At 72.3% G+C, this 17,190-nt stretch carries 19 protein-coding genes and 3 tRNA genes; 18 read left to right on the top strand and 4 right to left on the bottom strand.

The window, feature by feature from the left end; all coding sequences use genetic code 11:
• Positions 1–25 precede the first annotated feature (25 nt).
• From HUT06_RS39465 to HUT06_RS39425, 9 genes are all read left to right on the top strand, one after another.
• The gene (locus HUT06_RS39465; RefSeq protein WP_176200365.1) at positions 26–1,156 is read left to right on the top strand and encodes an acyl-CoA dehydrogenase family protein; all 1,131 of its coding nucleotides are present in this window, start codon (positions 26–28) and stop codon (positions 1,154–1,156) included.
• A 144-nt stretch (positions 1,157–1,300) separates the two neighbouring features.
• A tRNA-Thr gene (locus HUT06_RS39460) sits at positions 1,301–1,373 on the top strand.
• A gap of 288 nt (positions 1,374–1,661) precedes the next feature.
• Positions 1,662–1,735, top strand: a tRNA-Met gene (locus HUT06_RS39455).
• A 117-nt stretch (positions 1,736–1,852) separates the two neighbouring features.
• Positions 1,853–2,017, top strand: coding sequence for a 50S ribosomal protein L33 (rpmG, locus tag HUT06_RS39450; RefSeq protein ID WP_089324515.1), 165 nt, complete (start codon positions 1,853–1,855; stop codon positions 2,015–2,017).
• A 187-nt stretch (positions 2,018–2,204) separates the two neighbouring features.
• On the top strand, positions 2,205–2,642 hold the full coding sequence (locus HUT06_RS39445; protein ID WP_176200364.1) for a MaoC family dehydratase N-terminal domain-containing protein: 438 nt from the start codon (positions 2,205–2,207) through the stop codon (positions 2,640–2,642).
• Entirely contained in the window at positions 2,642–3,067 is a 426-nt protein-coding gene (locus tag HUT06_RS39440; RefSeq protein WP_176200363.1) for a MaoC family dehydratase, read from the top strand. The genes HUT06_RS39445 and HUT06_RS39440 overlap by 1 nt, the downstream gene beginning before the upstream one ends.
• A gap of 83 nt (positions 3,068–3,150) precedes the next feature.
• Positions 3,151–4,218 (top strand): UDP-N-acetylmuramate dehydrogenase, encoded by a 1,068-nt coding sequence (locus HUT06_RS39435; RefSeq protein WP_176200362.1) that lies wholly within the window; start codon positions 3,151–3,153, stop codon positions 4,216–4,218.
• Positions 4,219–4,338: 120 nt separating this feature from the next.
• On the top strand, positions 4,339–5,109 hold the full coding sequence (locus tag HUT06_RS39430) for a GntR family transcriptional regulator (RefSeq protein ID WP_217711626.1): 771 nt from the start codon (positions 4,339–4,341) through the stop codon (positions 5,107–5,109).
• A gap of 86 nt (positions 5,110–5,195) precedes the next feature.
• The gene (locus HUT06_RS39425; protein ID WP_176200361.1) at positions 5,196–5,771 is read left to right on the top strand and encodes a TetR/AcrR family transcriptional regulator; all 576 of its coding nucleotides are present in this window, start codon (positions 5,196–5,198) and stop codon (positions 5,769–5,771) included.
• Between the two features lie 15 nt (positions 5,772–5,786).
• Here the strand turns inward: HUT06_RS39425 and HUT06_RS39420 are convergent, their stop codons facing one another.
• Positions 5,787–6,845: an adenosine deaminase gene (locus HUT06_RS39420; RefSeq protein ID WP_176200360.1), complete on the bottom strand. Its 1,059-nt coding sequence runs from the start codon at positions 6,843–6,845 to the stop codon at positions 5,787–5,789.
• Between the two features lie 241 nt (positions 6,846–7,086).
• On the opposite strand from HUT06_RS39420, the gene HUT06_RS39415 reads away from it, so the two are divergent.
• The 3 genes from HUT06_RS39415 (at position 7,087) to HUT06_RS39405 (ending at position 9,553) form a co-directional block, all read left to right on the top strand.
• Entirely contained in the window at positions 7,087–8,097 is a 1,011-nt protein-coding gene (locus HUT06_RS39415) for a hypothetical protein (RefSeq protein ID WP_176200359.1), read from the top strand.
• Positions 8,098–8,281: 184 nt separating this feature from the next.
• The gene (locus HUT06_RS39410; protein ID WP_176200358.1) at positions 8,282–8,791 is read left to right on the top strand and encodes a SigE family RNA polymerase sigma factor; all 510 of its coding nucleotides are present in this window, start codon (positions 8,282–8,284) and stop codon (positions 8,789–8,791) included.
• Positions 8,792–8,794: 3 nt separating this feature from the next.
• Positions 8,795–9,553, top strand: a complete 759-nt coding sequence (locus tag HUT06_RS39405) for a hypothetical protein (protein WP_176200357.1) — start codon at positions 8,795–8,797, stop codon at positions 9,551–9,553.
• 177 nt (positions 9,554–9,730) lie between these two features.
• Here HUT06_RS39405 and HUT06_RS39400 read toward each other — a convergent pair whose 3' ends face one another.
• Positions 9,731–10,942: a pyridoxal phosphate-dependent aminotransferase gene (locus tag HUT06_RS39400; RefSeq protein WP_176200356.1), complete on the bottom strand. Its 1,212-nt coding sequence runs from the start codon at positions 10,940–10,942 to the stop codon at positions 9,731–9,733.
• Between the two features lie 279 nt (positions 10,943–11,221).
• Here HUT06_RS39400 and HUT06_RS39395 point away from each other — a divergent pair.
• The 6 genes from HUT06_RS39395 (at position 11,222) to HUT06_RS39370 (ending at position 15,872) form a co-directional block, all read left to right on the top strand.
• Positions 11,222–11,294, top strand: a tRNA-Trp gene (locus HUT06_RS39395).
• 123 nt (positions 11,295–11,417) lie between these two features.
• Positions 11,418–11,687 (top strand): preprotein translocase subunit SecE, encoded by a 270-nt coding sequence (secE, locus tag HUT06_RS39390; protein ID WP_176200355.1) that lies wholly within the window; start codon positions 11,418–11,420, stop codon positions 11,685–11,687.
• Between the two features lie 95 nt (positions 11,688–11,782).
• Positions 11,783–12,649: a transcription termination/antitermination protein NusG gene (nusG, locus tag HUT06_RS39385; protein ID WP_176200354.1), complete on the top strand. Its 867-nt coding sequence runs from the start codon at positions 11,783–11,785 to the stop codon at positions 12,647–12,649.
• 330 nt (positions 12,650–12,979) lie between these two features.
• Complete coding sequence (rplK, locus tag HUT06_RS39380) at positions 12,980–13,408, top strand: 50S ribosomal protein L11 (protein WP_176200353.1); 429 nt, start codon at positions 12,980–12,982, stop codon at positions 13,406–13,408.
• Between the two features lie 60 nt (positions 13,409–13,468).
• Positions 13,469–14,185 carry a 50S ribosomal protein L1 gene (gene rplA / locus HUT06_RS39375; RefSeq protein ID WP_176200352.1) on the top strand — a complete coding sequence of 239 codons (717 nt, stop codon included), beginning with the start codon at positions 13,469–13,471 and terminating at the stop codon, positions 14,183–14,185.
• Between the two features lie 115 nt (positions 14,186–14,300).
• On the top strand, positions 14,301–15,872 hold the full coding sequence (locus HUT06_RS39370; RefSeq protein WP_217711625.1) for a class I adenylate-forming enzyme family protein: 1,572 nt from the start codon (positions 14,301–14,303) through the stop codon (positions 15,870–15,872).
• A 65-nt stretch (positions 15,873–15,937) separates the two neighbouring features.
• On the opposite strand, the gene HUT06_RS39365 is transcribed toward HUT06_RS39370, so the two are convergent.
• Positions 15,938–16,525: a TetR/AcrR family transcriptional regulator gene (locus HUT06_RS39365; protein ID WP_176200351.1), complete on the bottom strand. Its 588-nt coding sequence runs from the start codon at positions 16,523–16,525 to the stop codon at positions 15,938–15,940.
• On the bottom strand, positions 16,522–17,091 hold the full coding sequence (locus HUT06_RS39360; protein ID WP_176200350.1) for a TetR/AcrR family transcriptional regulator: 570 nt from the start codon (positions 17,089–17,091) through the stop codon (positions 16,522–16,524). Before HUT06_RS39360 ends, HUT06_RS39365 begins: the two co-directional genes overlap by 4 nt.
• Positions 17,092–17,190 lie beyond the last annotated feature (99 nt).

Raw genomic sequence — 17,190 nt, 5'->3', positions numbered from 1 at the left:
TGGAATCTGATTCTAGAATGAGGCCATGGAGCCACAGGATTTCGACGACGTGCTCAAGGCCGTCCGCAGCTTCGTCCGCGAGCAGGTCGTCCCGCGCGAGGACGAGATCGAGGAGACCGACGCGATCCCGGCGGCGCTGCGCCGCACGTCCCGGGACATGGGCCTGTTCGGGTACGCGCTGCCCGAGCAGTACGGCGGCCTCGGCCTGTCGCTGAGCGAGGAGGTCCGGCTCGTCTTCGAGATCGGCTACGCAAGCCCTGCGTTCCGCTCCATGTTCGGCACCAGCAACGGCATCGCCGGGCAGGTCCTGGTGAACTCCGGGACCGAGGCGCAGAAGGACGCGTGGCTCCCCAAGCTCGCGTCCGGCGAGGTCATCGGCGCGTTCGCGCTCACCGAGGCCGAGGCCGGCTCCGACCCCAGCACGCTCACCACGACCGCCGTCCCTGACGGCGACGGCGGCTACGCCATCAGCGGTGCGAAGCGGTTCATCACCAACGCCCCCGAGGCCGACGTCTTCATGGTCTTCGCCAGGACGGGCGGCGCCGGTTCGCGCGGCATCTCCACGTTCCTCGTCGAGAAGGGCGCGGACGGCCTGAGCGTCGGCCCGTCCGACCAGAAGATGGGCCAGCGCGGTGCCCACACGGCCGAGGTCTTCTTCGACAACGTGCGCGTCCCTGCCGAAGCCATGGTCGGGACGGAGGGAACGGGCTTCCGCACCGCGATGGCATCCCTCGCCCATGGGCGGCTCAGCATCGCCGCCGTCTGCGTCGGCCTCGCCCAGAGGATCCTGGACGAGACGGTCGCCTACGCCAAGGAACGCAGCCAGGGCGGTAAGACGATCGGCGAATACCAGCTCGTCCAGGGGCTCATCGCCGATTCCCAGACCGAGCTGTACGCCGGACGCTCCATGGTGCTGGAGGCCGCCCGTGCCTACGACGCCGGTGAGGACACCAGGCTCGGGCCGTCATGCGCCAAGTACTTCTGCTCGGAGATGGTCGGACGCGTCGCCGACCGCGCCGTCCAGGTCTACGGCGGCATGGGCTACATGCGCGGCGTGGCCGTCGAGCGCTTCTACCGCGACGTCAGGCTGTTCCGGATCTACGAGGGGACGAGCCAGATCCAGCAGCTCGTCATCGCCCGCGACCTGCTGCGCTGACCCGGCCCGCCGGGGCGCCGGCCAGACTCGGCGACGCGCTGGCCGGCCTTGCCGACGGCGCTGACCGGCGCGGACGCCGGCGGGGCAATCCGGTTCGCACCACGCGCTCAGGCCGTGTATGGTTTCACTGCGCGAACGACGCAGGCCCCTTTAGCTCAGTCGGCAGAGCGTCTCCATGGTAAGGAGAAGGTCTACGGTTCGATTCCGTAAAGGGGCTCACGGCAATGCGGCCGCCATCCGATCTCTTCGGACGGCGGCCTTCGTCGTCTCCGGAGCGGGGGCGGAGCGGAGCCGGAACGCGCTGATTCGCTCCCTACCAGGCGCTGTGGTACCGTCCCACCGGTTCCAGCAGGACGTTTCGCAGCCCACCGGAGCACCCGGTACGCTGGGAGGCGGTCCAGCGGAATCCGCGAAACCGAAGCCCCGATCTCGATCCGGGTTTCCGCGTTTCCAGGGTTCGGTGAGCATCCGGTATCCTTGCAATCCGGTCCACACCGACCATCACGGCGGGGTAGCTCAGTCAGGCAGAGCAAGCGGCTCATAATCGCTGTGTCGCCGGTTCAAGTCCGGCCCTCGCTACTACCCATGTCTCTCACCTCCTCCGGGAGGTGGGCAGGCTGGGTCGAATCGCCGGCCGCCCGCCCGGGCGGCCGAGGTCCGTAGATCCATGTCCCTTACCCAGAAAGGCACTCCATCGTGGCTGCCACCGACGTCCGGCCGAAGATCACGCTGGCCTGCCAGGAGTGCAAGCACCGCAACTACATCACGCGGAAGAACCGGCGCAACGACCCGGACCGCCTTGAGCTGAAGAAGTACTGCCCCAACTGCCGCTGCCACCGCCCGCACCGGGAGACCCGGTAGCCGAGCGCCGCACGGCCGGCCACAACGGCGCCTTCTTCGCGCGCTTGCCCTGACATCGTTCAGCCCGTCCCCGCCAGTGAGACCCGGCGGCGGCGGGCTGAACGTCATTCTGTTACCGTCCGACGCGATGACGGAACAGGCGGGCGCCCGGGCAGCGCGGCCCGTTCGACCTGGAGGGACGGATTGCATGGCACTCAACCGCGATTTCATCGGGCGGAGCTTCCCGCCCAGCGAGCCGTACGAGGTCAGCCGGGTGAAGATCCGCGAGTTCGCGGACGCGATCGGCGACCATAACCCGGTCTACCGCGACCAGGAGGCGGCCAAGGCGGCCGGATACCCCGACGTCATCGCGCCGCCCACCTTCCCGATCGTGGTCTCCCTCGGCAACGCCGGCCTCGCCGACCCCGACCTCGGGCTCAATTACGCGATGGTCGTGCACGGCGAGCAGCGCTTCGAGTACACCCGCCCGCTGCGCGCCGGCGACGTCGTGACCTGCACGTCCACGATCACCGAGATCAAGTCGATCGGCAACAACGAGAAGATGGTCATCGAGACCGACGTCAAGACGACCGAGGGCGAACTGATCTGCAAGACCTACAACACGATCGTGGAGCGGGGGGCCTGATGACCGCCAAGGTGAACTACGCCGACGTCGAGGTCGGCACCGAGATCCCCGCGCAGACCTACGCGGTCGACCGCGCCAACCTCGTCATGTACGCGGGCGCGTCCGGGGACTTCAACCCGATCCACTGGCGCGAGTCCGTCGCGAAGGCCGTCGGCCTGCCGGACGTGATCGCGCACGGCATGTACACGATGGCGCAGGGCGGCCGGTTCGTCACCGACTGGGCCGGCGATCCGGGTGCGGTCGTCGACTACGGGGTACGGTTCTCCTCTCCGGTGGTCGTCCCCGACGAGGGCGGCGCGACCCTGGAGATCAGCGGCAAGGTGGAGGAGAAGCTCGACGACGGCAAGGTCGTCGTGGCGCTCACCGCCAGGTCGAACGACCAGAAGGTCCTCACGCGCGCGCGGGCGGTCGTCAAGCTCGCCTGACGGACGGTGACGCATCGGCCGGGGACGCCCCGGCCGGTGCCGCCGCGGGGGGCCGCGGCACGCACGGCTAGGGGGAGGACGACGTGGCGGTGTTCGCCGAAGACGTGAACCTGGCGGGATACACCACGCTGCGGCTGGGCGGCCCCGCCCGGCGCTTCGTCGAGGCCACGACCGAGGACGAACTGGTCGCCGCCGTCCGCAAGGCCGACGACGAGGGCGAACCGCTCCTCGTGCTCGGCGGCGGCAGCAACCTGGTCGTGTCCGACGACGGCTTCGCCGGCACCGTCGTGCACGTCGGCACCCGCGGCACCGAGCGCGCGTCCGCCGAGGGCGACACCGTGCTCGTCCGCGTCCAGGCCGGCGAGGACTGGGACCCGTTCGTCGCCCGCTGCGTCTCCGACGGCCTCGCCGGGGTCGAATGCCTGTCCGGCATCCCGGGGCGCGTCGGCGCCACCCCGATCCAGAACGTCGGCGCCTACGGGCAGGACGTCAGCGAGACGATCGTCGAGGTGCGCGCCTACGACCGGGAGGCCCGCGCCGTCGTCACGCTCGACCGTGACGCCTGCCGCTTCACCTACCGGCACAGCGTCTTCAAAGGCAGCCACCGGTACGTCGTCCTGGACGTGACGTACGCGCTGCACGAGGCCGAGGAGTCCCAGCCGGTCGCCTACACCGAACTCGCGCGCAAGCTGGGCGTCCAGCCGGGGAACAGGGTCACCCTCAAGGAGGCCCGGCACGCCGTACTCGAACTGCGGCGCGGCAAGGGCATGGTCCTGGACCCGGCCGACCCCGACACCCGCAGCGCCGGATCGTTCTTCACCAACCCGATCCTCGAACCCGCCCAGCTCGCCGAGCTGGAGCGCCGCGTCGCCGAGCGGCTCGGCCCGGACGCGGTGTTCCCCCGCTACCCGGAGGTCGGCGACCGGGTCAAGACGTCCGCCGCCTGGCTCATCGACCGCGCCGGGTTCAGCAAGGGCCACGCCCGCGGCCCGGCCCGGATCTCCACCAAGCACACCCTCGCCCTCACCAACCCGGGCGGCGCCGGCACCGCCGACCTGCTCGCCCTGGCCCGCGAGGTCCGCGACGGCGTCCGCGACGCGTTCGGGGTCGAACTCGTCAACGAGCCCGTCCTCGTCGGCGTCACGCTCTGACCCCACCGGACCGGCTGGTACCGGCCGGGGCTGAAACGGGCCGGGAGCGGGAACCATGAGGGCAGGGCCCTCGACCACCGCGGGGCTCGGCCGCGGAAGGGCCCGGACGGGAGTACCGCCGTGGCCCTACCCGCCCCCCTCCCCCCGCCCCGGCGGGCGCTCGGCACCCGGCCGCAGCTGAGCGACGAGGCCGCCGCCCGCATCCGCGAGCTGATCATGGACGGCCGGCTCCGCCCCGGCGACCACCTGCGGCTGGAGCGCCTCGCCGTGGAGTTCGGCATCAGCGTCACCCCCGTCCGGGAGGCGCTGAAGTCGCTGCGCAGCGAGGGGTTCGTCGTGCTGGAGCCGCGCCGCGGGTTCGTCGTCGCGCCGCTGTCGAAGCGGGACGTCCAGGACCTGTTCTGGGTGCAGGCAGGCATCGCCGCCGAACTCGCCGCACGCGCCACCCCGCGGATCGGCGCCGCCGCCCTCCGCGAACTGGCCGCCCTCCACCGCGCGCTGGAACGCGCCACGGCCGCCCGCCGCCCCGACCTCGTCGAGGAGTACGACCACCTCTTCCACCGGGAGATCAACCTGGCCGCCGACTCCCCGAAGCTCGCCTGGTCGCTCGGGACCGTGGCCCGCTACGCCCCGCGCGGCCTGTACGGCCGGCTCCCCGGCTGGCCCGCCCTCGCCGTCCGCGACCACGCCCGGATCCTGGCCGCCCTCCGCACCGGAGACGCCCAGACCGCCGCCACCGAAATGCGCGCCCACATCGTCCGCGCCGGAGCCCTCCTGACCACCCACCTGGAACACCAGGGCATGTGGCCCACCGCAGACCGACCACCACTCTCACCGGCTGACTCCCTCGCCCACGACCGGCCTGCGGCCCCTGGCGACCCCGCGGTCTGAGCAACCTGTAAGTCGGTGGTGTGCGACCTGTCCGCGTGACCCCTGCGGGGCGGGGCGGCACTACGTTGGACGGTATGAGCCCGAGGATGAGCGCCGCGGACCGTCGCGAGCTCGCGGTGCGGGCGGCGATGGCCGAGTTCGCCCTGGGCGGGTACGACGGCACGTCCACCTGGACGATCGCCCGGCGGATCGGCGTCTCGCAGCCCTACATGTTCCGGCTCTTCGCGTCCAAGCACGCGCTGTTCCTCGCCGCCGCCGAGCGCTGCTTCGACGACCTGGAGGGCGTCCTGCGGGACGCCGCCGGCGGGCTGCGCGGCGACGAGGCGCTCGACGCGATGGCGCGGGCCTGCGCGCGGCTGCCGCAGGACGCGCCCGCGCTTCCCCGGCTGCTGCTCAAGATCTACGCGGTCGCCGTCCGGGACGCCGACACCGCCCGGCTCGGGCGCGTCCGCTGGGCGCGGTTGTGGCGGGTCGTCCACGACCTGACCGGCGCGCGGCCCGAGGAGATCGCCCGGTTCCTGTCGGCGGGGCTGCTGGTGCACGTCCTGAGCGCCCTCGGCGTGCCGTACGGCGACGGCGCGCTCGGCACGGTGCCCGCCACCGTGGCGGCCTGGGCGGACGGCCTGCGCGGCGTCGAGACCTCCGCCGACTCCGGCGGCTAGCCCGCCGGTCGGCGGCTAGCCCGCCAGCCAGGCGTCGACCCCCGCCAGCAGGCGGCGGCGCAGGGCGTCCGGGGCCGCCGACGCCCTGATCGACTGCCGGGCCAGCTCCGCCAGCTCGGCGTCGGTGAACCCGTGCTCGGTGCGGACCAGCTCGTACTGGCGCGCCAGCCGCGACCCGAACAGCAGCGGGTCGTCGGCGCCCAGCGCGATCGACGCGCCCGCCTCGAACAGCCGCCGCACCGGGACGTCGCCCGCCGTCGCCGCCACGCCGAGCCCCACGTTCGACGCCGGGCACACCTCCAGCGTCACGCCCCGGTCCACGATCGCGGCGAGCAGGCGCGGGTCCTCGACGGCGCGGACGCCGTGGCCGATCCGGTCGGCGTCCAGCGTGTCCAGGCACTCGCGGACGCTCGCCGGGCCGAGCAGCTCACCGCCGTGCGGGTCCGACAGCAGCCCGCCGCGCTTGGCGATCCGGAACGCGCCCTCGAAGTCGTAGGCCCGGCCGCGCCGCTCGTCGTTGGACAGCCCGAACCCCACCACGCCCTCGCCCGCGTACCGGACGGCCAGCCGCGCCAGCGTCTTGGCGTCCAGCGGGTGCCGGGTCCGGTTCGCGGCGATCACCAGGCCGATGCCGACGCCGGACGCCGCCGACGCATCCCGCGCCGCGTCCAGCACCAGCTCCACGGTCGGGGTCAGCCCGCCGAACCGCGCCGCGTAGCCGCTCGGGTCGACCTGGATCTCCAACCAGCCCGACCCCTCGGCCGCCTCGTCCTCGGCGGTCTCGCGCAGCAGCCGGCGCAGGTCGTCCGGGGTCTGCAGCACCGAGCGCGCGATGTCGTACAGGCGCTGGAACCGGAACCAGCCGCGCTCGTCGGTGGCGTGCAGCCTGGGCGGCCAGTCCTCGACGAGCGCGTCCGGCAGGTGGACGCCGTGCAGGGTGGCCAGCTCCACCAGCGTGGAATGCCGCATCGACCCGGTGAAGTGCAGATGCAGGTGCGCCTTGGGGAGCAGGCCCACGTCCGGACGGGCGGCGTCCCGCGGGACCGGACGGACTGAAACGGTACTGGCCTCCATGAGCCAATGTTGCCGGATCATCGGCCCGGCCGAATCCCGTACCCGCAGGATCATCACACCGGACTACCTCGCATGACACCGCGCGGCCATCGCGTCCCATGGGCATCCCGAAAAAACTTTGGAATCGCGTGCAACCCCCTCCGGGCACCGTGCGTATACGAGGGGCGCCAGAGAGAAACGGGCGACCCGCCCCCGCTAGCACCCCCCGCTGGAAAGACCCGGGCAGAAAGGGACACACACCATGATCACCCTGAAGGCCGCCTTGATCGCCGCGTCCGCCGTCGGAACCGTCGCCGTCGGCGGCGGCGCGACGTGGGCGATGACCGGTTCCCACCACGAGGCGGGCCTCCAGTCGAACGACGCCAAGGCCCCGACCGCCGTCGAGCGCAAGGTGCAGGACGCGGCGCCGAAGACGCTGCCGACCTGCATCCCGGCGAAGCTGTCCAAGGCGGGCGCCCCGGCCGCCGGGCTCCCCGAGACCGGCGCGAAGAAGCAGCTGGAGCAGCAGCGCAAGCAGGTCGAGCAGCAGCTGAAGCAGAACCCGGCCGGCGCGAAGCTGCCCGACACCGGCGTCCCCGCGCCCGGCCTGCCCAAGGGCGAGCTGCCGAAGGGCGAGCTGCCCAAGACCGAGCTGCCCAAGACCGACCTGCCCGGTGCGAAGGTCCCCGGCGCCGAGGTCCCGGCGGACGTCAAGAACAAGGTGCCGGCGGACGTCAAGGGCAAGGTCCCCGCGAACCTGCCGACCTGCCCGCCGTCCACCAAGGACACCCCGGCCGGCGCCCGCAGCGCCCCGCCCGCCGCGCGCGTCCCCGCCAAGCCCGCCGCGCCCGCCGTGCCGAAGCTCGACTGCAGCACGCTCAAGCCCGCCGTGAAGGTCGGCGGCGCGGCCGAGAAGGCCGCCATGCTGACGAAGGGCCTGCGTTACGCTTCCACCGTTCCCGGCTCGGCCGAGCTCCGCGAGCAGCGCGTCTGCGCGGTCACGCAGAAGTGGGTCGGCAAGGCCGGCCAGTGGGTCACCGTCCAGACCCTGAAGACGCCGGCCGGCATGTCCCAGGCCGAGCTGCGCAAGACGCTGAAGCTGCCCGAGGGCGGTACCCCGGTCGCCGTCGCCGGCGTCGCCGCCTGGCAGAGCCCGAAGGGCGGCGGCGTGCTGCTGTTCGACCCGAACGGCTACTCGATGTACCTCGACGGCAGCCCCGTCCTCGCCGGCGGGCTGCCGGACATGGCCACCGCCCTGCGGCAGGCCCGATAGCGCGGACCCCGGCGACCGGGGCCCGCGACACCACAGACGCGGGCGGGCGGCCCAGGCGCGGGGGCCGTCCGCCCACGGCACGGTACGACAGCGGCACAGCACAACAGCCGCTGAGCACGACAACCGCACAGCACGACAGCGGCACAGCACAACACCGGAACCGCACTAGCCGGGACGGAGCACAGTGGGGCGTCGAGACGACGAGTCGTTCGTGGAGTTCGTGGCGGCACGCGGCGATGCCCTGCTGCGCACCGCGGCACTGATGTGCGGGGCGCGGCAGGACGCCGAGGACATCCTGCAGACCGCGCTGGAGAAGGCCTACCGCCACTGGGGACGGCTGGAACCGGGCAAGGATCCGGAACCCTACGTCCGCCGGATCCTGGTCAACCTCGTGATCAGCCGCTCCCGCCGGTGGAAGGTGCTCCGCGAGATCCACATGGCGCGGCTGCCGGAGACCCCGGCGGCCTCGCCGAACCACGCCGTCGAGCTGAGGGGGACGCTCATGGAGGAGCTGCGCAGGCTCGGCCCACGCCAGCGGGCCGTGCTCGTCCTGCGTTTCTGGGAGGACCTCTCGGAGGCCGAGACGGCACAGGCTCTCGGCTGTTCGGTCGGAACGGTCAAGAGCCAGGCGTCCCGGGGGCTCGCCAGGCTCCGGGAGCGCCTCGACTCGAACCTGGCGCCATTGGGGAGCTGAGCGATGGATCTGGAGAGTGAACTGCGGAAGGCCATGGCCGAGCAGGTGGCCGGGGCAGCCGCGTCACCGTCGCTCGCCGCCGACGTCAAACGGCGGCACCGGCGCCGGAAGGCCCGCGTGCACGCCGCCGCGGGGGTCGCGGCCGCATCGGTCGCGGCGCTCGCCCTCGTACCCACCTATCAGTCGTTCCGGGCCACACCGGCCGGGAGCACGGAGACGGCCCGCCCCACAGGGACCGCCTCCGCGTCCCGGCCGCCGGAACGGCCCCCCGCTTCGGGCCTCCCCTCGTCCCCGCCGTCCAAGGGGAGGCCCGAGGCGGGCGCTTCGCCGAAGCCGGAGGCGCACCCGTCGTCCGGTGGCGGCGGCGCCACGGCACCGCACAAGCCCGGAGTGGGCGGCGTGGTGGACGAGCTCCCGGACTGGATCACCTACATCCCGGACGGGCTGGCCGCCGCGGGCCCCTGCGCCGTCGACGGCGGCACCGGGCGCAAGACCACGACGTGCGCGTGGCGCGGCGAGAGCGGCTCGGTGGAGATCGCGCTCGTGACGGGCAGCGGGCTCACCGGCCCGCACGACCTGGTGCGGACGCCGGGCGTCCCCGGCCGCACGTCCGTGCGGGGGATGCCGGCGCTGGTCGGCGACGGGCCCGGCGCGGCGCGCCAGATCTCCTGGATGGCGCGGCCCGGCGTCGGCGTCACCGTCACCGCCAAGGGCACCGCCAAGGACCGGCTGATGCGCATCGCCGAAGGCGTCCGGCCGTAAGGATCACCGACCCTTGCCCGGATAGGGCGGGCCGCGGACGCTGAGGGGCCGCCGCGGGCCGTCCGCCGGGCGCTCCCGGACGGGGTCGGGCATGCCCCGTCCGTACAGGACCGGCCCCGGGCGAAGTGCACGCCCGGGGCCGGTCCTCTTTGCTCGCGGTGGGGTTCCGCGCGGCGGTCAGCTCGCCTCGGAGAGCAGCTTCGCGACCCGCGAGACGCCTTCGGTGAGGTCGTCGTCGCCCAGCGCGTACGAGAGGCGGAAGTAGCCGGGGGTGCCGAACGCCTCGCCCGGCACCAGCGCGACCTCGGCCTCCTCAAGGATCAGCGACGCCAGCTCCACCGACGTCTCCGGGCGCTTGCCGCGCAGCTCCTTGCCCAGCAGCGCCTTGACCGACGGGTAGGCGTAGAACGCGCCCTCCGGCTCGGGGCAGACCATGCCGGGGATCTCGTTCAGCATCCGCACGATCGTTTGGCGGCGCCGGTCGAACGCCTTGCGCATCTCCGCCACCGCGGACAGGTCGCCGGTGACGGCGGCGAGCGCGGCGGCCTGGGACACGTTCGCCACGTTGGACGTCGCGTGCGACTGCAGGTTCTGCGCGGCCTTCACCACGTCCGCCGGGCCGATCAGCCAGCCGACGCGCCAGCCCGTCATCGCGTACGTCTTGGCCACGCCGTTCAGGACGAGCGTCCGGTCGGCGAGCTCGGGCACCACGACCGGCATCGAGTGGAACTCGGCGTCCCCGTACACGAGGTGCTCGTAGATCTCGTCGGTGACGACCCACAGGCCGTGCTCGTCGGCCCAGCGTCCGATGGCCTCGATCTCGTCGCGCGAGTACACGGCGCCGGTCGGGTTGGACGGCGACACGAACAGCAGCACCTTGGTGCGGTCGGTGCGGGCCGCCTCCAGCTGCGCCACGGTCACCTTGTAGCCGGTGGTCTCGTCGGCGACGACGTCCACGGGCACGCCGCCCGCCAGCTTGATCGACTCGGGGTAGGTCGTCCAGTACGGGGTGGGGACGATGACCTCGTCGCCCGGGTCGAGCAGCGCGGCGAACGCCTCGTACACCGCCTGCTTGCCGCCGTTGGTCACCAGGACCTGGTTGGCCTCCACCTTGTAGCCGGAGTCGCGCTCGGTCTTCTCGGCGATGGCGGCGCGCAGCTCGGGCAGCCCGCCCGCCGGCGTGTACTTGTGGAAGCGCGGCACCCGGCAGGCGGTCACGGCCGCCTCGACGATGTAGTCCGGGGTCGGGAAGTCGGGCTCGCCCGCGCCGAACCCGATGACCGGGCGGCCCGCAGCCTTCAGCGCCTTGGCCTTGGCGTCGACGGCCAGCGTGGCGGATTCGGATATCGCGGCGATGCGCTTGGAGATGCGAGGACGCTCAGTGCTCATGTCCCTATCGTTACAGACGCCGCCTCGTGACCCGAGTCATATATCCGGGCCGGTCGGGCGGTCTTCGCCGCCGCCCCCTCCGGCGCCCCGCCGCGGCGCCGCGAACGATCCGCCGGTATCGGTTCGACGCGGGGCCCTCCGGCACGTAGACTCACCCTCCAAGTGACGCGTCACCGGTATACGAGCCTGTCCGCACGCGGGCATCACGATGAGGCCGTAAGCTGGTACGCGACACCACCCCGGCCCCGCGGCCGGGTGTTCTCCTTAGCCGGAGAATGAAGGGCAGTGGCTCAATTGGTAGAGCTCCGGTCTCCAAAACCGGCGGTTGGGGGTTCGAGTCCCTCCTGCCCTGCGAGGTGCGGTGCGCGCACCCGTGCCGGCCGCGCCACGGCGGCGCCGTGGCGGAACGCGGCACGGGACCGCGCGGCAACCACGTCGGTGGTTGGATCACGACCTATGAGGTGAACGGCGGCAAATGGCGACTGAGACGCGCGACGAGCGCGACGAGCCCGAGGCCAAGGACGAAGGCAAGAACAAGGGCAAGAAGAAGTCCGCCTCCCGGCGGACCGGGCCCGCGCTGTTCGTCCGCCAGGTCATCGCCGAGCTGCGCAAGGTCATCTGGCCGACGCGGCGCGAGCTGGTCACCTACACGACCGCCGCGCTGGCCTTCGTGCTGATCATGGTCGCGATCGTCTCCGCCTTCGACTACGGCCTGCAGAAGGGCGTCTACGCCATCTTCGGCTGACGCCGCGCGGCCGCCGCGCGCCATTCCGGGCGAGCCCGCCGTACCCTGGTAAGCACCGGTAAGACCATCACCGCAGTCCGAGAGAAAGAGTCACCGTGTCCGAGTCCTCACAGCCCTACGACGAGGCCGTTGAAGAGGCCCAGTCCGCTGCGGCTGCTGCGGCCGACCTGGCGGCTGAGCCCGCCGACGAGACGGCCGAGGCGGTCGTCGCCGCCGGCGACGGCGAGCCCGCGGACACGAAGCTCGAGGGCGAGGGCCCCGCGCAGGACGCCGCCGAGGGCGCCGCGGAGCTGGCCGAGGCCGTCGAGGGCGAGGACGAGGCCGCCGCCGACGAGGACGACGGCGAGGAGGCCCCGGCCGGGCCGCCGGCCGACCCGTACGCCGACTTCAAGATGCAGCTCCGGCTCCAGCCGGGCGACTGGTACGTCGTGCACTCCTACGCGGGCTACGAGAACCGGGTCAAGACCAACATCGAGACCCGGACGCAGACCCTCAACATGGAGGACTTCATCTTCCAGATCGAGGTCCCGCAGCACGAGGTCACCGAGATCAAGCAGGGCAAGCGGCAGAAGGTCAACGAGAAGGTCCTGCCGGGCTACATCCTCGTCCGGATGGAGCTGACCGACGAGTCCTGGGCCGCCGTCCGCAACACCCCGGGCGTCACCGGCTTCGTCGGCCTGCTGAACAAGCCGTCCCCGCTGAGCCTCGACGAGGTCGCCAACCTGCTGGCCCCCGAGCCGGAGGAGGGCGTCGCCAAGACCGCCAAGGAGCAGGCGAAGGCCCCGGCCGCCGTCGACTACGAGGTCGGCGAGTCCGTCACCGTCATGGACGGCCCGTTCGCCACCCTCCCCGCGACGGTCAACGAGATCAACGCCGAGCAGCAGAAGCTCAAGGTGCTGGTCTCCATCTTCGGCCGCGAGACCCCGGTCGAGCTCTCCTTCAACCAGGTCTCCAAGATCTGACCGAGCCTTTCAGACCACGTCCGGGCCGTTCCCGCTCACGCGGGGGCGGCCCGAATTCGTGCCGGGAGAGCCGGACGGCACGCCGACGGACGCGCGGACGGCCCGAGCGGGCCGACTCACCCCGCCGAGGCCGTATCCTGTACGGGTTGTCCTCCGTTCAGACGGAGGCGGCCGACCTGATCCGTCCAGCCCCACGGGTGATCGGACGCGAGGGTCGGCGATGGCCGCGTTCGGCTTCAAGCGGTTCCTACACGGTGGATGCGTCCCACCGCCGTGTTGCCCGGGTGTCCGGGAGTCGGAACCACCGATAAATGGGACAAAGGGGTTCGCATGCCTCCGAAGAAGAAGATCGCCGCGCTCGTGAAGGTCCAGTTGCAGGCCGGGCAGGCGACGCCCGCGCCGCCGGTCGGTACCGCGCTCGGTCCGCACGGCGTCAACATCATGGACTTCTGCAAGCAGTACAACGCCGCCACGGAGTCCCAGCGCGGCAACGTCATCCCCGTAGAGATCACCATCTACGAGGACCGGTCGTTCAGCTTCGTCACGAAGACCCCGCCGGCCGCGCAGCTCATCCTGAAGGCCGCGGGCGTGGACAAGGGCAGCGGCGAGCCGCACAAGAACAAGGTCGGCTCGGTGACCCGCGACCAGATCCGCGAGATCGCCACGACCAAGATGCCCGACCTGAACGCCAAGGACCTGGACGCCGCGGAGAAGATCGTCGCCGGCACCGCCCGGTCCATGGGCATCGACGTCAAGTAACACCCGTCTGTGGAAGGGCCGGCGCTGGCCCGCACCACGAGTTCCACTGGAGGAACGCACATGAAGCGCAGCAAGGGCTACCGCGCCGCCGCGGAGAAGATCGACCGGGAGAAGCTGTACAGCCCGGCCGAGGCCGTGAAGCTGGCCAAGGAGACCGCGGTCACCAAGTTCGACGCGACCGTCGAGGTCGCGCTGCGGCTGGGCGTCGACCCGCGCAAGGCCGACCAGATGGTGCGCGGCACCGTCAACCTGCCGCACGGCACCGGTAAGACCGCCCGCGTGCTGGTCTTCGCCGTCGGCGCGAAGGCGCAGGAGGCGGAGGCCGCGGGCGCCGACCTGGTCGGGTCGGACGACCTGATCGAGCGGATCCAGGGCGGCTTCCTGGACTTCGACGCGGTCGTCGCCACGCCGGACCAGATGGGCAAGGTCGGCCGCCTCGGCCGCGTGCTCGGCCCGCGCGGCCTGATGCCGAACCCGAAGACCGGCACCGTCACGATGGACGTCGCGAAGGCCGTCACCGACATCAAGGGCGGCAAGATCGAGTTCCGTGTCGACCGGCACGCGAACCTGCACTTCATCATCGGCAAGGCGTCCTTCGACGAGCGCCAGCTGGTGGAGAACTACGCGGCCGCGGTCGATGAGATCCAGCGTCTCAAGCCGTCCGCCGCGAAGGGCCGGTACGTGAAGAAGGCGTCGCTGACGACGTCGATGGGCCCGAGCATCCCGGTGGACCCGAACGCGGTCCGCAACCTGACCGCGGAGCTCGAGACCGCCTGATCGCCTCACGCGTCACCGGAAGGGCGTCCCCGCCGCGGCGGGGACGCCCTTCCGCCGTTCCGGCCACCGGTACCGCCGCGACCTGCCCGGCCGCGTGCTCGGTACATTCGCCGGGATGCCCAGGACAGTGATGGACGGTGCGCCGCGCAGCCTCTACGACGTGCTCGCCGCGGCGGCGACGCGGACCCCCGACGCCCCGGCGCTGTCGGTGGACGGCACGACATGGACGTTCCGGGAACTGCGCGCACGCGTGGACGCCCTGAGCGCGTTCCTCTCCGCACGCTGCGCGCCGGGAGCGCGGGTGGCGCTGCTGGCGCACAACCGGCTCGAGTACGTCGCCGCCTACTACGGCGTGCCGCGCGACGGCCGCGTCCTGGTGCCGCTCAACCAGCGGCTGCATCCCCGCGAGTGGGCGGACCAGAACGCCCGCGGCGGCGCCGAACTCGTCCTCGGCGAGAGAGACCTGCTCGACCGGCTGGCCGCCGAAGGCGATCTGCCGGCCGACCACCCGCCGCTGATCGGCATCGACGACCTGCCCTGGGACGGCCCCGCGCACGGCCCCGCGCACGCCGCCGCCGCGTCGCCCGAGGCGGACGATGTCGCCTGGTTGATGTTCACCAGCGGCACCACGGGCCGCCCCAAGGGGGTGCGCCTCACGCACCGGAGCCTGCTCGCGGGGATCGAGGTCACGGCCTCTGGCCGTCCCATGCGCCCGGACGATGTGTTCTGCACGCCGTTCCCGCTGTGCCATGTCGCCGGGTACCAGGTCCTCCTGCACCACCTGTTCGGGCGGCACGCCGTCGTGCTGCGCCGCTTCACCCCGGCCGCGCTCGTGGACGCCACGCGCCGGCACGGCGTCACGAACCTGTCGCTGGCCCCGACGATGCTGGAGGACCTGCTCGCCCACGCGGCGGACGCCCCGGACGCGCTGGCGCTGCTGCGCGGCAGTGTCCGGGTGGTCGCGTACGGGTCGGCGCCGATGCCGGTGCCGCTGCTGCGCCGCGCCGGCGACGTGCTCGGCTGCGACTTCAACCAGGGCTACGGGATGACGGAGCTGTCCGGCAACGCGACGTTCCTGTCCCCGGACGACCACCGTGCCGCGCTCGCCGCACGGCCGGAGCTGGCGGCGTCGGCGGGACGTCCCGCCGAGGGCGTGGAGATCGCGGTGCTGGCCAAGGACGGGACGCCGGTCCCGCCGGGCGCGCTGGGCGAGGTCGCCGTCCGGGGCCCGCAGGTCACGCCCGGCTACTGGGACGACCCGGACGCGACGGCCGAGGCGTTCGCCGGCGGCTGGTTCCGCACGGGCGACGCGGGCCGGGTCGACGCCGACGGCTACCTCTACCTGGTCGACCGCCTCAAGGACGTGATCATCACGGGCGGCGAGAACGTGTCGTCGCGGGAGGTCGAGGACGTCCTGCGCACGGTCCCGGGCGTCGCCCAGGTCGCCGTGGTCGGGCTCCCCGACCCGCGCTGGGGCCAGACGGTCTGCGCGGTGATCGTCCCCGACGGCGTCCGCCCGAGCGAGGCGGAGCTGATCGCCGCCTGCCGGGCCCGGCTGGCCGGGTTCAAGACGCCCCGCCGCATCGAGTACGCCGAGGCGCTGCCGCGCACCGGCACCGGCAAGATCCGCAAGTCGGCCCTCCGCGCCCGCCTCACCGACCCCGAACCCGAACCGCCACCCCGTTGACTTGCGGCGAGTTGTTGCTTTCGCCGCGCTCATAACAACAACTCGCCGCAAGTCAACGGAGCTGGTTAGCCGGGTAGGCCGAGCGTGGTCAGCCACAGGTCGGTGATTTTGGTGGCGGCCTCGTCCGGGGCGACGGGGTCGCCGAAGATGAACCACAGGTAGGCGCAGCGCTCGGTCATGGCGCCGAGCGCCGCGGCGGCGAAGTCGAGGTCGAGGTCGTCGCCGATCAGGCCGCGGTCCTGCCAGCGGGCGAGCGCGCGGCGGGTGCGGCCCCGGTAGTAGCGGCGGCGTTCGGCCAGGACGCGGCGGGCGTCGGGATTGGTGAGCGCCGACTCCTCTACGGCGCGCCAGAAGCCGACGTTGCGCTGGAACGCGGTGAAGTAGAGCAGGTTGGTCTGGTGGATGCGCGCGCGCGGATCCTCCGGCTGGGGGCCGGCGGGGGAGAGCTCCCCGTACACCTCGTCCTCCACCTCGATGAGCACCTCGCGGAAGAGGGCCTCCTTCGAGTCGAAGTAGGTGTAGAAGCTGCCGACCGCCATCCCGGCCTCGGCCGCGACGTCGGCGACGCGGGCGCCGTAGTAGCCCTTGTCCTCGAACACCTTCCGGCCCGCCCGGAGCAGTGCGCCGCGCGCGCGCCTCGCCTGCCGGGTCACCGGCCCGCTCCCAGTAGGCGGCACCACAGGACGGAGAGGTGGCGGGCGGCGTCGTCGAGGTCGGGTGCGGACTCGTACACGAACCAGATGTAGGCCAGCTCCTCCGTCATGGCGACCAGTGAGAACGCGGTGAACTCGGGGTCGTCGGGCAGGGGCAGCAGGCCGCGGCCCGCCCGGTCCCGGATCAGCCCGGCGATCCGCAGCACCTGCCGCTCGCGGTGGGCGGCGAGGGTGCCGGCGACCTCGTCGCTGGTGAGCGCGGCGCGCTCGACCGCGTACCAGAGCGCGGCGTCGTCGGCGAAGGCGCCGAGGTAGCGCCGGTTGAGCAGCCGCAGGTGCTCCTCGACGGGACGGTCGCCGTCGGGCGCGTCGAACATCTCCGCCGCCAGCTCGCCGAGCAGGGCGTCGAGCAGCTCGCGCTTGCCGCCGAAGTGCGTGTAGAAGGTGCCGACGGACACGCCCGCCGCCGCGGTGACGTCGGCGATGCGCCCGGCCGTGTAGCCCTTGGCGACGAACACCTGCCGCGCGGCGTCGATCAGCGCCCGCCGGGTGGCTGCCTGAATCATGGTTCAGGACGATAGCAGTCCCCGACCTCAGCGTAGACCCCGGACAGGGGATTGACCTGGCGAGAGACCCGAATATACATTCACCATCTGAATCATCAT

This window comes from Actinomadura sp. NAK00032, from assembly GCF_013364275.1.
Taxonomy (GTDB): Bacteria; Actinomycetota; Actinomycetes; order Streptosporangiales; family Streptosporangiaceae; genus Spirillospora.
Note: the sequence above shows the minus strand (reverse complement) of the source record. Positions and strands in the feature narration are given on the sequence as shown.

Bases quoted from the DNA above. Each gene is read 5' to 3' on its own strand.
- HUT06_RS39465 (WP_176200365.1), top strand. From the start codon at position 26: ATGGAGCCACAGGATTTCGACGACGTGCTCAAGGCCGTCCGCAGCTTC.
- HUT06_RS39445 (WP_176200364.1), top strand. From the start codon at position 2,205: ATGGCACTCAACCGCGATTTCATCGGGCGGAGCTTCCCGCCCAGCGAG.
- HUT06_RS39440 (WP_176200363.1), top strand. From the start codon at position 2,642: ATGACCGCCAAGGTGAACTACGCCGACGTCGAGGTCGGCACCGAGATC.
- HUT06_RS39425 (WP_176200361.1), top strand. From the start codon at position 5,196: ATGAGCGCCGCGGACCGTCGCGAGCTCGCGGTGCGGGCGGCGATGGCC.
- HUT06_RS39420 (WP_176200360.1), bottom strand. From the start codon at position 6,845: ATGGAGGCCAGTACCGTTTCAGTCCGTCCGGTCCCGCGGGACGCCGCC.
- HUT06_RS39415 (WP_176200359.1), top strand. From the start codon at position 7,087: ATGATCACCCTGAAGGCCGCCTTGATCGCCGCGTCCGCCGTCGGAACC.
- HUT06_RS39405 (WP_176200357.1), top strand. From the start codon at position 8,795: ATGGATCTGGAGAGTGAACTGCGGAAGGCCATGGCCGAGCAGGTGGCC.
- HUT06_RS39400 (WP_176200356.1), bottom strand. From the start codon at position 10,942: ATGAGCACTGAGCGTCCTCGCATCTCCAAGCGCATCGCCGCGATATCC.
- secE (WP_176200355.1), top strand. From the start codon at position 11,418: ATGGCGACTGAGACGCGCGACGAGCGCGACGAGCCCGAGGCCAAGGAC.
- rplK (WP_176200353.1), top strand. From the start codon at position 12,980: ATGCCTCCGAAGAAGAAGATCGCCGCGCTCGTGAAGGTCCAGTTGCAG.
- rplA (WP_176200352.1), top strand. From the start codon at position 13,469: ATGAAGCGCAGCAAGGGCTACCGCGCCGCCGCGGAGAAGATCGACCGG.
- HUT06_RS39370 (WP_217711625.1), top strand. From the start codon at position 14,301: ATGCCCAGGACAGTGATGGACGGTGCGCCGCGCAGCCTCTACGACGTG.
- HUT06_RS39360 (WP_176200350.1), bottom strand. From the start codon at position 17,091: ATGATTCAGGCAGCCACCCGGCGGGCGCTGATCGACGCCGCGCGGCAG.